This is a genomic window from Bifidobacterium asteroides, from assembly GCF_003202695.1.
GTDB lineage: Bacteria > Actinomycetota > Actinomycetes > Actinomycetales > Bifidobacteriaceae > Bombiscardovia > Bombiscardovia asteroides_G.
Genome location: NZ_QGLL01000008.1, coordinates 110,069 through 123,596 on the forward strand (window position 1 = coordinate 110,069; position 13,528 = coordinate 123,596).

The window sequence follows — 13,528 nt, forward strand, 5'->3', positions numbered from 1 at the left end:
TATATTTAATGTATAATCATGCTTAATAGATATGACGAAATAAGAGATCTGACATTTAATATGCCCATGGATGTCAGATTGACATAGGCAGAATCATCATGCAAAGAATCAAGGCCATTGATCATGGTCTCGTCAAAAGTGAACCGCTTGGAGGCTTAGATTGAATTTACGGGTGCTGAGGTATTTCCTGGCCATCGTTGAAGAGGGAAGCATCACTGGTGCAGCTGAGTACCTGAGCATATCCCAGCCATCTCTGTCCAGGCAGATAAAAGATCTGGAAGAGCATCTAGGGCACAAACTCTTTGACCGCGGAAGCCGCACAATCTCGCTGACTCCGGCCGGGGAACTGTTGCGTGACCGGGCACGCGAGATCGTGCTCATGGCTGACCGTGCCGAAGCCGAGCTCACAAGCATGGACAAGCCAATCAACGGCAATGTCTACATCGGCGCAGGAGAAACAGAAGCCGTGCGCTTCCTGGCCAGGGCCGCAGAGTGTATGCTGCAGCAATATCCTCAGGTAAAGTTCCACATTTTCAGCGGCAATGGTCAGGCCGTAACAGATCAATTAGAATCAGGGCTTCTCGATTTTGGCCTGCTATTTGAGCCCTCGGACAACACCAAATACTCCTATATCAGCTTGCCTACAGCCGACAGATGGGGATTACTCATGCGCAAGGACTCCACGTTGTCCAGCCATGATGGCATCCACCAGGAAGATCTTGAGCAGATACCCCTCCTGCTCTCACGGCAAGTCAGGTTCGACAGAGAATTCAGCGGGTGGAGTTCCTTCTCGGAGCATGAACTGCATGTTGTAGGAACCTACAATCTGCTCTTCAACGCATCACTATTCGTCAGCGAAGGATGTGGTTACGCGCTCTGTCTGGACCACATCATCAATCTGACCGAGGACTCGAATCTGGTCTTCAAACCTCTGGTACCTGAACTTAGAACGAGAGTGAACCTGGTTTGGAAGAGCAATAGACATTTTTCATCGGCGGCGAGTCAGTACCTGGAAATATTACGAAGGCAGATTGGAATAGAAAACGCCTGCAAATAGGCATAAACCAGGAAAACGCTGCGATGCGACTCGAAATATAAACAGGAACACGAAATCCAAGCTGCACTTATCGAACCATCGGCTCAAAGAATCTAGCCGCAAGGATGCACGTGCTGACGTATCCGGCTCCTGCCTGGTATCAGTCCTGGTCGTACTGGAAAGCTCGATCAGGTTCCTATCGGGGTTCCTGACACACACCGAGGTGATGGCCCCATGGGCGCCAGTCCGGTTGACCGGACCCAGATATTCGACATGATGCTCATGAAGCGCGGCAACCACATCATCCAGCGAATCCTCCACCAGCAGACACAAATCAGCAGAGCCGGGCGCAGACTTGTCAGACTTGGGATCAATCTCGTGACCAGCCTCATGAATGTTGATCTTCTGCCGGCCGAATTTCAACGCTAACCGCCCATTGCCGAACAACCCAAAAGACGGCCTGACTCTCGCGAGCAAAAAGCGGTATTGCGGCCAGCAAAGAAGAAACCGACCGGGCAGAGACGCTGCTAAACCCATGCAAAAAACGAATACCAACATATAAGCAATCGGCATTATACATACCGTTTCGAGAGCCCTAAACTGTTGCCGTTCACATCCAAGACAACAGTGAACCTGCGTCTTGGACCATCATACAGTCAGCAAGGAAGGGAAGATCATGGTCACAAAACAAACAGCAGGAAGAGAACAGTTGGGCGAATTCGCACCTCAGTTCGCAGCTCTGAATGACGATGTTCTATTCGGCGAAGTCTGGGCTGATGAACAAGCACTGTCCGCACACGACAGAAGCATGATCACCATAGCTGCATTGATTGCCATGGGCAGCACAGAACAGCTCGACGCTCATCTGAACATCGGGAAAAAGAACGGCATCACCAAGGACGAGATAGTAGCGGAAATCACCCATCTGGCCTTCTACGCAGGCTGGCCGAAGGCCTGGTCGGCCTTCAACCGTGCCAAGCAAATCTGGCAAAATGATGACTGAAGGAGAGTAAGGCATGGAACAAAACACCAAGACGGCGGTCCTGGTCTTCCACCCCCATATGGAAGCCTCACGGACCAACGCCCGCCTCATGCGGGAAGCCACGGGGCATGATGATGAGGGCATCCTGGTCCGGGACGAATACGCTGCCTTGCGCTCAGGCCAAATCGACATTCCCGGCGAGCAAGCATTCGTCAAAGGCTGTGACCGTCTGGTATGGCAGTTTCCCATGTATTGGTACAGCTGCCCTCCCCTGCTCAAAGAGTGGGAAGACCTGGTGCTTACCTACGGATGGGCCTACGGTACCCACGGCGATGCCCTGAAAGGCAAAGAACTCATGCTCGCTGTCTCGGTCGGCTCTGCTGGAGAGAACTATCACCATGAGGGTGAATTCGGCTATACGGTGGACGAGCTCCTGGCTCCGTTCAAAGCTACTAGCAATCTCATCGGAACCGTTTATCGGAAGCCCTTTATTCTCACAGGAGTCAGCTCAGGCATGAGCGATCAGAACCTGGAAAAGGCAGCCAAGGATTATTTGAGCCGTCTGCAAGACGACTGGCCAGCACAATAGACCTCAGCGACGATCCCTGACATCAAGACGAGGGCTCCCGCACTGGAATCTTCAAGTGCGGGCGCCCTCGTCTTATCGATTCAGTGGACCTCAGTCACTGTGTATAGGATATCCCATGCAGACGTGTAGCCTCCTCGGGCGTATCCACATCAAGAATGAGCGGCCCTCCCGTATCCATAGCCCTAATGTCATGCATATCGTCATCATCAAGACTGAAATCTGTAATATTGTGGTTCTCGCGAATCCGTTCCTCGTGCACGGATTTCGGGATGGCGCATATCCCCTGTTGGGTCAGCCAGCGCAATACCACCTGGGCCGGTGTCTTGCCATAACGTCGGCCAATGCGTCTGAGGACAGGATTGTCGAAAATGCCTCGACGACCTTCAGCCAGAGGCGCCCAGGCCATGGGTGCAACACCCTGCTCGGCCATGACCTTTCGAAGCGCGATCTGCTGGGTGAAGGGATGTAGCTCAATCTGATTGACCATGGGCGCAATTCGGCTGGAAAGAATCAAATCGATCAGCCGGTCAGGTAGAAAATTGCAGACGCCGATGGCACGAACTCGACCTTGCTCGTACAGGTCTTCCATAGCTCTCCACGACCCCTGATAATCGCCATAAGGCATATGGATGAGGTACAGATCCAGGTAGTCCGTCTGCAGGTTCATCAATGTTTTTTCAAAGGACTGTATCGTCCCCTCGTAACCATTATGCTGAATCCAGACCTTTGAAGAGATGCTCACCTCCTCTCGAGGAATGGCGGCTTCACTCAGAGCATCCCCCACTGCTCTTTCATTGCCGTAACAGGCGGCCGTATCGATAAGGCGATAGCCGTCATCGAGGGCCGACGCCACCCCACGTTTGCATTCATCCAGATCATCTATCTGGTAGACTCCATATCCCAATATCGGGAGCTCGGCGCCATTGCTCAGCTGCAGTTCTTCCATGCTCTATCATCTCCTCGGTGATGTCCTCCTGCAATCTAACAAAGGGCAGCAAAGCAGTACAATGCCTGCCGCATATGGCTGCCCATTCATCTTTTGCATATACGGAGGCAACATGTCTTCGACCCCTGCCAGTGGTGCTACAGTGTCTTTCGGAAGCATCCCTTCCCCGGACGAGAGGCGCCGTACCCGGATTGACGACGACGCTCAGCAAATCACTCGTGGAAGGATGCGTTTGCTCATGCTAGTTCAACTTATTGGATTTCTGCTACTGCTCATGGCCTTTGTTTCCATGCAGCTGGTGGGCCTGCCCAGGGGCAGCTGGGTCAATCTTGTTCTAAACCTTGTCGGCGCAAGCTTACTGACCGTCGATGCCTTGGCTAGCCGGCAGTGGGCCTTTTTCGCCCTCGAATGCGGATGGGTCCTTGTTGCGCTATATGCCATCATCCGCTTCCGCTCAAAAAACAAGTCACTTACCCCCAAGAATTGCAACTCAGCGACAAGCCAAGTGCAAGACATCCGCATCCAGCCCATAAAGGCAGACCTGACTGTCTGCAAAGTTGCTGATTACACAGAGATTGACCTGAACTCACCTTATGTTTTTACGGGTCGAACCGACCAAGAAGCTTCATTGGTCTGTCCAGCCGACATGGTTCCGAGCCAGACCCTGGAACGCAGCGACGGCTGGCGGGCCTTCCGCATCCAAGGCATTCTCGATTTTTCGCTCATCGGCATTCTGGCGCCGATTGCCACCATTCTTGCAGACAAGGGCATAGGCATTTTCGCTGTCTCGACCTACAACACAGACTATGTTCTGACCAAGGCTGAGGACTTCCCTGCTGCCCTGGACGCCCTCAGCAATTCTGGATATGCCATCAGCTGACCGACAACAGCAAGATAGCGGCACAGGTTACGTCTTCTGCCTTAAGAATGGGCAGAAGAAGAAAAGACGTGAGAGCGCAAAAAGCATCATGGGCCAACACTCGAAAATCCAGATGATGAGCGCGGATACCACCCACGCACAATACCTTTCTGGATATATTGCAAGGAATCCAGCGCTTTCGCAGCCCATTCCTTTAGTCCAGCCATCAATGCTCCACCCATAAAAGGTCAAAAACGCCATGATGTCGACCTGGTGCCGGTCAATGCCGCTTTTATGAGAAAAGGACACATAAACTGGCCTCAACGGAGGTTGCTTCCTGAAAGTAAGCAGGTCGCCGGCAGACCTGCCACAAGTATCGGGGAAGAACGAGCCTGGAGGGTCAGATGAGCAACAATCGAAACGAACGTGCGAATAAGAACCAAGACAGGAATGAGGAATCACGAATACCGGGCAACCAGCAGAAAAGGCACGAGGGCGACTCCTCACTGGGCAACGACACCCGGGAGAGCTCTGAGCAAACACCAATGAACGACAAGAACCGCATACCAAAACCTGGGAGCAATGCGAACGTCAGACAAGAACACCAAGCCGAAGATGCCCCCAAGCAAAAGCCTGCACCAGAACACATAGGCGAGAGGGAGGGCAAGGACTCACCCGGCAAGAATGCTGATCATGGCAAACCTGAAATACACAATAGACAGGAACAGGCCGTAGCTGCTGACCACGCGCAGGCTAGCCACGCAGACAAAGAGCATGGCCCCTCCCATGACCACAAGCCGAGCGAACCGAGCAAATTTACTGCAAACAAACCATCTCAGCCGACCAACGAAAGTAGACCTGCCAAACCGCACCAGGCCAAAAACCATGATTCCTTCTATCTGGGCTTGGCCTCGGCAGTCCTGGTCGCAGCTCTGGGCCTCAGCCTGAGCACCATGCCGATCTTCTTCTCCCTGCCTCTTGCCGCTGTCCTCTTCGGAATCGGCATCTGGCTCCTCTCTTACGCCAGCTTCAAGTCTCCCGGCAAACCGGAGGGAGAAGGAACGGAGGCGGACAGGCACACCAGGACGGTGGTTGTGGCTACGGTCCTTCTGGTCCTTCAAACCTTCATCATGGATGTCTTCATCTTCACCCGAATGGGAACAGTCAGCAAACATCAGAACGCCATCGTCATAGCCTGGATCATCGCCAGCATGATCGAGACCCTGGCTGCCTTCGCCCTTATCTACCATCACAATCCGGTGCAGTCCAAGCCACAGAATCCTGTGGCGAATGATAAGCGCGAGGGGAAGGAATAAGACACTGCAGTGAGCCTGGATCTGAAACGGTGCACAAGGCTAGAAAGGCTGACTGGCCACGGATGTGAGAATTGCCGCTGCAGATCAATGAATTGATCAGCCAAAGCGTTCTATTCGCTAAGGTCTTGCGCCTCAGGGCGCCGCTCATCATTCTTATGGATGCGTGGCGCCCTTTGCATGGTCAACCCCCACAGCAGCTGGCCATCAAGAACATCGCCTTGGTGGTCGGCGTCAATGACGCGACCAACGCGGCAGCCCGCCGATCAGGGACCACAGTATCTGGCATGCCCATCCTGGACGTTGACAAGTCACAGCATGTTGTCATCCTTAAGCGAGGCAAGAGAAGGGATACGCAGGCATCGCGAGAACGGGCTCTACCTCAACCCAAACACCCAGAAGATCTTCAACGCTGCCAAGGTCAGCATTCAGGTGATCATCGCATCCGCCAAGGATCTCATCGACAGAGCATCAGCTGGATGACTCGTCGCATATGCTGTTGTAAGAGCCATGGCTCAGAAACCGCTTGGCTGGCCCCGAGCCAATTATCGTCGAACCGGAAGGACTTATATGCTGTCATTTGTCAACGACTATTCCGAGGGCGCCCACCCCGAAGTCCTGCAACGGCTGATCGACACCAACATGGAGCGCCTTCCCGGCTATGGCAAGGATCGGTACTGTTCCTCCGCAGCTCAGAAGATCGCCCAGGCCTGCGGCTGCCCCCAGGCCCAGGTCTATTTCATGGCCGGAGGAACCCAGACCAACCAGGTCGTCACCTCCTGCCTGCTGAAGTCCTACCAGGGAGTGGTCGCCGCGGATTCGGGACATGTCAACGTTCATGAGGCCGGCGCCATTGAGGCCATTGGTCACAAGGTCCTGACCATCCCCGGCGAGCAGGGCAAGATCCGCGCAGAGGATCTCAACGCCTTCCTGGAAGGCTTCTACGCCGACGAAAACCATGAGCAGATGGTCTTCCCAGGCATGGTCTACATCTCCCATCCCACAGAGTATGGAACTCTCTACACCCTCCAGGAGCTGGAGGATCTCTCGCAGACCTGTCGGGAATACAAGATTCCGCTCTACCTGGACGGGGCCAGGCTGGGATACGGGTTGGTAGCCCCCGGAACCGACATCGACCTGACGGATATAGCCCGTCTCTGCGATGTCTTCTACATCGGTGGTACCAAGGTGGGCGCACTCTGCGGCGAAGCGGTCGTCTTCCCCAGAGGGAACGCTCCCGAGCATTTCAGCACCATGATCAAAAGAAGAGGTGCACTCCTGGCCAAAGGAAGACTCCTGGGAGTGCAGTTCGACGCTCTCTTTACCGATGACCTCTACCTGCGCATCAGCCGCAACGCCATCCAGAAGGCAGCGATGATCAAAAAGGCTTTGCGTGAGAAGGGGTACCAGATTGTCATGGACGCCCCCACCAACCAGACCTTCGTCCGCCTGGACAATGAGCGCATGGAGGAGCTGTCCAAGCAGGTCGCTTTCGACTTCTGGGAACGCAGCGATGCCGCTCACACAGTAATTCGACTAGCGACCTCCTGGGCGACAGCAGCCGAGGACACCCAGGCTCTGATCAATCTGCTTTAAGGCCGCCCACGCTAATCCAGGCAAGTCCCTGATCATTCTGACACCCCTCCCCTGCCAATTCACCTTAGGGGAGGGGTATTTACGTGTATATGTCTTCGTATCCGGCGTGCAGGCCTGGCGGTCCCATACTGTCGGACATATCACACCCTTTCAAGGTGAGTACATAGTTATCATTCGTTAATATTTTTATTGCACCGATGCTGATGCAGACATTCCCACCCCGCATACAGGGGCGGATAAGCTTCGATGATGAAAGGAAACCCATGAAAGCCGTTGTTTTCGAACAGTTCAACACCTTCCCCACCCTTAAGGAAGTGCCGGAGCCGACACCCGGGAGCGGCGAGGTCCTGCTCAAGGTGGCTGGGGCAGGTTGCTGCCATTCCGACGTCTCCGTCTTCCAGGACTACACCCCTGAAACCGGCAGCCACACCAAGCCGCCGTTCATTCTGGGACACGAGACCACCGGCTGGGTCGAAGAGGTAGGACCCGATGTCACGGGATTCAAGAAGGGCGATGCCTACATCGTCTATGGGCCCACCGGATGCGGCCACTGCCCCCACTGCGTAGCTGGCCAGGAGAACTACTGCTCCAGCGCCGCAACCAATAAATCTCTGGCCCTGGGACTGGGCCGCAATGGTGGCATGGCCGAATACATGACCGTTCCGGCCCGCAACCTGGTTCCTCTGGGGGATGCAGATCCAATTGGCGCCGCACCCCTGGCTGATGCAGCTCTGACACCCTACCATGCCATCAGGGCTGCCATGCCCCACCTGAACGGCGGCGGGAAGTACGCTCTGGTCATTGGCCTGGGTGGCCTGGGCCAGATCGCCATTCAGATTCTGCACGCCCTGACCGGCGCTACCGTGATCGCCACCGACACCAAGCCAGAAGCTCTGGCCAAGGCTGAGGCCAAGGGCGCCATTCCCGTTATGAGCGACGAGCACCAGGTGGAGAACATCAGGAAGATCACCCATGGCGAGGGCGTGGATGCCGCCTTCGATTTCGTGGGTGTGGCCCCGACCATTGCTGCCGCACAGGCTTCAGGTGGCCCGGGATCCCGGGTGACCGTGGTCGGCATCGCCGGCGGCAAGGCGGAATACGACTGGTATTCCAAGCCCTGGGAGCAGGAGCTGCTTGGCGTTTACTGGGGCTCCATCCCTGAGCTCTACGATGTGGCCAACATGTATCGCAACGGCCAGATCGAGACCGAGATCGAAACCTACTCGCTGGACAATGCCCTCGATGCCTACCACAAGCTGGTCGACAACAAGCTCTCGGCCAGGGCTGTTGTAGTTCCCCACACCAAGGCTTGATTTTCCCTTGAACGTAGACGGAGAAGCGGCTTATCCGTTGACCGGATTTAAGCACAATCAGATTCATGTACTGACACCGTTCTTCGCCTACACGCGCTGATGGCCGGTCATGGTCTCGTCATGAAGACCGTGACCGGCCACAGCATCTCACCAAGTTCCCCCAAGCCTGCGTTATTTACAGTACGTTCAATTGTGGAGCATTGCTCAGTAGTAAGTGGACCAAGAAAATACCCCTGCTGGATTCCAAGCTCATGGAACCGCCCAGCGAATCCACCAGGGAGTCGACAATACTGAGACCCAGACCTGTGCTTCTGATCTTGGTCCGTGATTGATCATCGGTCTGGAACCGTTCCATGAGCCTGTCCACATCGACGGCTCCGCCCTTGGTTTTGTTGCCGAAGTCCAGATGAATCCGCCCGTCTTCACCCTTGTGCAGGTCCACCCAGGCTGATTCCTCCGCATACTTGAGCCAGTTGCCGATCAGGTTCTGAATTATTCGACTCATCATGGTCTGGTCCGTCGTAATTTCCACACCAGTTTGGATTCTGGGCTCCACCGTGACTGACCGCGCAGTCAAAGAATCGAAAGCGTTGAAGAGCTCCTGCTGAACCAGTTCCGATAGGTTCACCCTGGTCAGATCCAGGCTCACGCTCTTCTCCTGTATCAGATTGAAATCCATCAGGTAATGAAGATAATGATCCACCGACTGCAGGTTGTTGAGGATCTTGCCCAATTGCTTCTGATCAGCCGATCCCTCCTTGAGCAGCTGGGCGTATCCCCTGGCCACGGTCAAGGGGGTCTTGATGTCATGGGTTAGGTTGGTCAGCATCTGCCGGACTTGCTTGTTCTGCTCAGCCTGGGTGATCTGCAGTCGTCTGGTCTTGTTCAGAACGGCGTTGATCCTATCTCCCAGAGTGCGGATGAGCCCGATATTGGACCCTGTGGTTACCAAGGCATTGGTGTCGGCATGGTTGATAAAATCCAGATCATCACTGATCCGTTTGAGGTCGGTAGTCAGCATCATCAGGCCAATCGCTAAGGCGAGGGCGACAAGACCCAGAACAAGTGCAACCACCTTCACGGATTCACCTCTGACGACCCCTTATTCATCGTTCTTCCTTCCGAGCGAATTTAAACCAGGCGAACCCCAATACCCCAGACCGACACGATGTAGCGCTGACTGCCGGCGTATCTGTTCAGACTGGTCCGCAAGGTGCTCAGATGCACATTGAGAGTGTTCTCGGCATTGATGTATGGCTGGTTCCAAACCTGCCGATAGAGGTCTTCCTTCTCGAAAACCCGATGTGGATGGTCCATCAGAAGCCCAAGAATGGCGAATTCCTTGCGGGCCAGATCGACCCGGTGCCCATCAACGCTTACTGTGTGCTCCATCCGGTCCAGCTCGATCCCCTCGAAACAAATCTTAGCGGCGGATTCACCTGCTGCATTCGCATCCGCTTTCAGTGCCCGGGATTGACGCAGCTGTACCTGGACGCGAGCGCGGAGCTCGTCGATGTCAAATGGCTTGGTCACATAATCATTGGCGCCCTGCTCCAAGAGGCTGACAGTCCTGGTCTTGTCCTGAATGGCCGTGAGGATGATGACCGGCACCGATGACATACGCCGAATGGCCTTGAGGACGCTATCCCCGGTGACTACGGGGAGCATCAGATCCAGAAGAATCAGGTCGGGTTCCTCCTGCTGGAAGCGGGCCAAGGCCTGGGCGCCCGTAGTCGCCTGGATGATTCGGTAGGTTCCTCCCAACACATCCTTGAGCAAGGACTGAATGTCCTCCTGAGCCTCCACGACCAGAATCGTCGGCATACTTTCTTCCTTTCGCAGGTCAATCTCATGTTACTGAAGTCGCCTAACGAGGCCAGTATCGCCCAAGCGAATTTATGCAATTCTTAATGATTTCTTGGCCAAGCACTTAAGAAAGGCATTTTAGATTCTCTGATAGCGACACAGAGAAAGGAACTCCATGGACGATGCCATTCTGGATATTAGCCATGTCAGCAAACGGTTCGGCCGCTTCCAAGCACTGGACGATCTCAGCCTCTCCATAAACAAGGGCCAGATCTATGGGCTGATCGGCGAGAACGGCGCTGGCAAAACCACCCTGATGCGTCTGATCACAGGGCTCTCCCCCATGCAGAAGGGGAGCATAAGGCTGATGGGGCACACGATTGGCAAGAACAGCCGGATACTAAGCAGGATAGGCTCAATCATTGAGGCCCCGGCTGCCTTCAAAAAACTCACCGTCAGCCAGAACATGAAACTGACAGCCATCCAGCACGGGCTGGCCGACGGCAAGGCCATCGATCAGACCATCGACTTCGTCGGCCTGAGCGAAAAGGCCAAGACTCGGGCCGGTCACCTCTCTCTGGGCCAGCGTCAACGCTTGGGTCTGGCCATGGCCATCCTCACCCGACCCGATTTCCTGATTCTGGACGAGCCCATCAACGGCCTGGACCCGGCAGGAATCATGGAATTCAGAACACTCCTGGACAAGCTCAACAAGGAGCGCCAGACGACCATTCTCATCTCCAGTCACATTCTGAGCGAACTTTACCTGGTCTCCTCCCGGTTCGGATTCATCAGCCACGGCCGCCTGATCAAGGAGGTAGACAAGGATGAACTGGATCGGATCAATCAAAATGGACTGTTGATCGACGTGGACCAGAGCTCCAGGGCCGCCATGATCCTGGATCGCGAGGGAATCGGCCCCTTCCAAGTCCTTGACGACCATCAGATTCTGATCAAGCAGGGGAATCTGGAACCGGGCCCCATCAACAGACTTCTGGTTCAGGAAGGCATCCTGGTCAATCAAATCAACCAGCAGAAGGGATCGCTGGAGGAATATTTCGCAGATCTGCTGAACAAGGACTCTCAAGAGTCGAGGAGACAACAATGATTAACCAGATCAGGGCCGACTTTTACAGGCAGCGACGCTCCATCGGCATGTTGATTCTGCTGATTGCCACTGTGGCCCTCGGCATAGTGGCCACATGGTGCAAGACGACCATAGGAATTAGCACTGGGGGTGAAGAATACGATCATAAACTGATGGAAATCGAAGGCCAAAGCTGGACCATCAGGACTGGCCTGCAAGTGGGTGTCGCCTCCGCCTCGTCTCTAATTTACTTTTACATCGCGGTCTTTGTTATCGTCATTGGTGCGGAATACAGCCAGCACACCTTGAAGAACACGCTGACATCGGGAATCTCGCGGATACAGTTCATCCTGGGCAAGTACGTGACCATCCTGACTGACATCATCCTTCTGACCCTGTGCTACTTCATCACTATTCTGCTGACCGGACTAGCCCTGGGAAGGAAGACTGGGGCCGGCTGGGGCATTTTGTGCAAGGATGTCGCTGTCATGACCCTATCAGTCAGCTTCTGCATTTCCGTCATCATCAGCCTGGGCATCGTCCTGTTGATCATTACCAAATCCCTGGTCATTCCAGCGGTGGTGATTGTGATATGGCCCATTCTGATCGGCATCGTGGAGTTCACTGCGAAATGGAAATGGCTGAAATACTTCGACTTCGTCGGGTTCGGCGAACAGATTGTCTTGAACACTCTGACGGCCGATCAGGTCTGGATCTATGCCGGAGTATCCGTGGGCGTGGTCCTGGTGGCTATCTTCGGGTCGGCTCTGATCATATCCAAGCAGGAAATCTAAGCCAGGTTAGACTGCACCTGGTCCGGCTCTTGATCGCTGACGGCCTGCACAGCCATATGGGCAAAGGCCCTGACGGAGGTATCCAGAGAGTAGTGTTCCTTGGCATGTTCGGCATAGCGTCTAGACCAGACTGCTAGGACATCAGGATGGTCTATCCACCAATCGATTTGCTCAGCCAGGGATCGGGCCCTGCCGACCGGGAAGAGCGAGTGCTGCGTCAGGGCGAAGTGTCCTGCGGCGCTCAGATCAGACTGGGCGATGATCGGGACTGCGCCGCAGGCCATCCCCTCCAGGACGCTGACGGATTCCAGATCCGCGATAGACGGGTGAACCAGCAGGTCGGTCTGCCTGAGCAGATCAGGCATGGTCGCGTTCTGATGGAATCCAATCGAAACCTGCATGCCGGCCAGCTGCCGGGCGGCTTCCGTTCTCAGCCGGCGCTCCATAGGACCTGTACCTGCTATGGTCAAGCGAATCCTGTATTTGTTCCTGCACAAGGCCAAGGCACGGATCAGGGTCAGATGATCCTTTTCCCGAGCCAGCCTGCCAGAGGCCACGACCTGGATCAACCGACCGGATCGCTGCCGCTCGTATCGGTCACCAGGGTTGAACCTGGGCTGGTATCCGTTGGATATGACGTGCAGATGGGCCTTGTACCCATGCGAACGCAGCAGGTCGGCCGTCAGCTGAGTGGGAACGTGGATGTGCCCGACATGGTCGTAGAGCCAGAACCGAAAGAGCCGGTAGATGGCCGCATCCACCCCGGGCAGCCGGCGCAATGGGCCTGCGGAATAAGTGATGTTCTCAGGCTGAATATGAAACCCGGCGGTCACCGGTATGCCCATCGACCTGGCCTGTGACAGGGCGGCCCGGCCGAAGGCGAAGGGCTCATAAATATGGACCAGGTCAACACCGGTAAAAGCCCTTCGGAAAAGTTCCGGATCGGCACGAGCGAAGCTCATCTGCTGTCTGGCCGCCACACGAGAAACCAGAGGAATTCGATGCACTCGCGCCGGATACTCGGTCGAGCCCACCCCCACCAGGCGGACCCGGTGCCCCAGCGCTTCCAGACCCTGGGCGTATTGGATGGCGGAGTTGGAAGTCCCGTTGCCCCTGTTGCCAAAGGAGTCCAGAACAAGGGCCAGCGTCAGGCGACCACGGTCCCTCATCAGCCTTCCCCCTGCTGTTCATCATTAGCAGCTTTGGG

The 13,528-nt window shown here is 55.1% G+C and carries 14 protein-coding genes, 1 pseudogene and 1 riboswitch; of the genes and pseudogenes, 10 read left to right on the top strand and 5 right to left on the bottom strand.

Annotated elements, in window-relative coordinates:
- The first annotated feature begins 160 nt into the window (after positions 1-160).
- Positions 161-1,057, top strand: coding sequence for a LysR family transcriptional regulator (locus DKK75_RS05205; protein ID WP_110452395.1), 897 nt, complete (start codon positions 161-163; stop codon positions 1,055-1,057).
- On the opposite strand, the gene DKK75_RS08040 is transcribed toward DKK75_RS05205, so the two are convergent.
- On the bottom strand, positions 1,019-1,594 hold the full coding sequence (locus DKK75_RS08040) for a hypothetical protein (protein ID WP_181414474.1): 576 nt from the start codon (positions 1,592-1,594) through the stop codon (positions 1,019-1,021). The two genes, DKK75_RS05205 and DKK75_RS08040, sit on opposite strands and share 39 nt — an antisense overlap.
- A gap of 118 nt (positions 1,595-1,712) precedes the next feature.
- Between DKK75_RS08040 and DKK75_RS05215 the strand changes: the two genes are divergently transcribed.
- Together DKK75_RS05215 and DKK75_RS05220 are read left to right on the top strand one after the other, a co-directional pair.
- Entirely contained in the window at positions 1,713-2,039 is a 327-nt protein-coding gene (locus DKK75_RS05215; RefSeq protein ID WP_110452397.1) for a carboxymuconolactone decarboxylase family protein, read from the top strand.
- 13 nt (positions 2,040-2,052) lie between these two features.
- Positions 2,053-2,607, top strand: a complete 555-nt coding sequence (locus DKK75_RS05220) for an NAD(P)H-dependent oxidoreductase (RefSeq protein ID WP_110452398.1) — start codon at positions 2,053-2,055, stop codon at positions 2,605-2,607.
- Between the two features lie 94 nt (positions 2,608-2,701).
- Here DKK75_RS05220 and DKK75_RS05225 read toward each other — a convergent pair whose 3' ends face one another.
- Positions 2,702-3,553, bottom strand: coding sequence for an aldo/keto reductase (locus tag DKK75_RS05225; RefSeq protein ID WP_110452399.1), 852 nt, complete (start codon positions 3,551-3,553; stop codon positions 2,702-2,704).
- A gap of 146 nt (positions 3,554-3,699) precedes the next feature.
- A riboswitch (guanidine-III (ykkC-III) riboswitch) is annotated at positions 3,700-3,760 on the top strand.
- 31 nt (positions 3,761-3,791) lie between these two features.
- On the opposite strand from DKK75_RS05225, the gene DKK75_RS08215 reads away from it, so the two are divergent.
- The 5 genes and pseudogenes from DKK75_RS08215 (at position 3,792) to DKK75_RS05255 (ending at position 8,634) form a co-directional block, all read left to right on the top strand.
- Positions 3,792-4,433, top strand: coding sequence for an ACT domain-containing protein (locus DKK75_RS08215; RefSeq protein ID WP_258333167.1), 642 nt, complete (start codon positions 3,792-3,794; stop codon positions 4,431-4,433).
- Between the two features lie 383 nt (positions 4,434-4,816).
- Complete coding sequence (locus DKK75_RS05240; RefSeq protein WP_110452401.1) at positions 4,817-5,728, top strand: hypothetical protein; 912 nt, start codon at positions 4,817-4,819, stop codon at positions 5,726-5,728.
- Between the two features lie 209 nt (positions 5,729-5,937).
- Positions 5,938-6,208: pseudogene (locus tag DKK75_RS05245) on the top strand (NAD(P)(+) transhydrogenase (Re/Si-specific) subunit beta); the annotation flags it as partial.
- An 87-nt stretch (positions 6,209-6,295) separates the two neighbouring features.
- The gene (locus DKK75_RS05250) at positions 6,296-7,321 is read left to right on the top strand and encodes a threonine aldolase family protein (RefSeq protein ID WP_110452402.1); all 1,026 of its coding nucleotides are present in this window, start codon (positions 6,296-6,298) and stop codon (positions 7,319-7,321) included.
- A gap of 263 nt (positions 7,322-7,584) precedes the next feature.
- Complete coding sequence (locus DKK75_RS05255; RefSeq protein ID WP_110452403.1) at positions 7,585-8,634, top strand: NAD(P)-dependent alcohol dehydrogenase; 1,050 nt, start codon at positions 7,585-7,587, stop codon at positions 8,632-8,634.
- A gap of 175 nt (positions 8,635-8,809) precedes the next feature.
- Here DKK75_RS05255 and DKK75_RS05260 read toward each other — a convergent pair whose 3' ends face one another.
- The gene (locus DKK75_RS05260; RefSeq protein WP_219997317.1) at positions 8,810-9,715 is read right to left on the bottom strand and encodes a sensor histidine kinase; all 906 of its coding nucleotides are present in this window, start codon (positions 9,713-9,715) and stop codon (positions 8,810-8,812) included.
- A 50-nt stretch (positions 9,716-9,765) separates the two neighbouring features.
- Positions 9,766-10,458: a response regulator transcription factor gene (locus DKK75_RS05265; RefSeq protein WP_110452404.1), complete on the bottom strand. Its 693-nt coding sequence runs from the start codon at positions 10,456-10,458 to the stop codon at positions 9,766-9,768.
- 157 nt (positions 10,459-10,615) lie between these two features.
- On the opposite strand from DKK75_RS05265, the gene DKK75_RS05270 reads away from it, so the two are divergent.
- Together DKK75_RS05270 and DKK75_RS05275 are read left to right on the top strand one after the other, a co-directional pair.
- Entirely contained in the window at positions 10,616-11,548 is a 933-nt protein-coding gene (locus DKK75_RS05270) for an ABC transporter ATP-binding protein (RefSeq protein ID WP_110452405.1), read from the top strand.
- Positions 11,545-12,321: an ABC transporter permease gene (locus tag DKK75_RS05275; protein ID WP_110452406.1), complete on the top strand. Its 777-nt coding sequence runs from the start codon at positions 11,545-11,547 to the stop codon at positions 12,319-12,321. The genes DKK75_RS05270 and DKK75_RS05275 overlap by 4 nt, the downstream gene beginning before the upstream one ends.
- Here DKK75_RS05275 and DKK75_RS05280 read toward each other — a convergent pair.
- Positions 12,318-13,490 carry a glycosyltransferase gene (locus DKK75_RS05280; protein ID WP_110452407.1) on the bottom strand — a complete coding sequence of 391 codons (1,173 nt, stop codon included), beginning with the start codon at positions 13,488-13,490 and terminating at the stop codon, positions 12,318-12,320. The two genes, DKK75_RS05275 and DKK75_RS05280, sit on opposite strands and share 4 nt — an antisense overlap.
- Positions 13,491-13,528 lie beyond the last annotated feature (38 nt).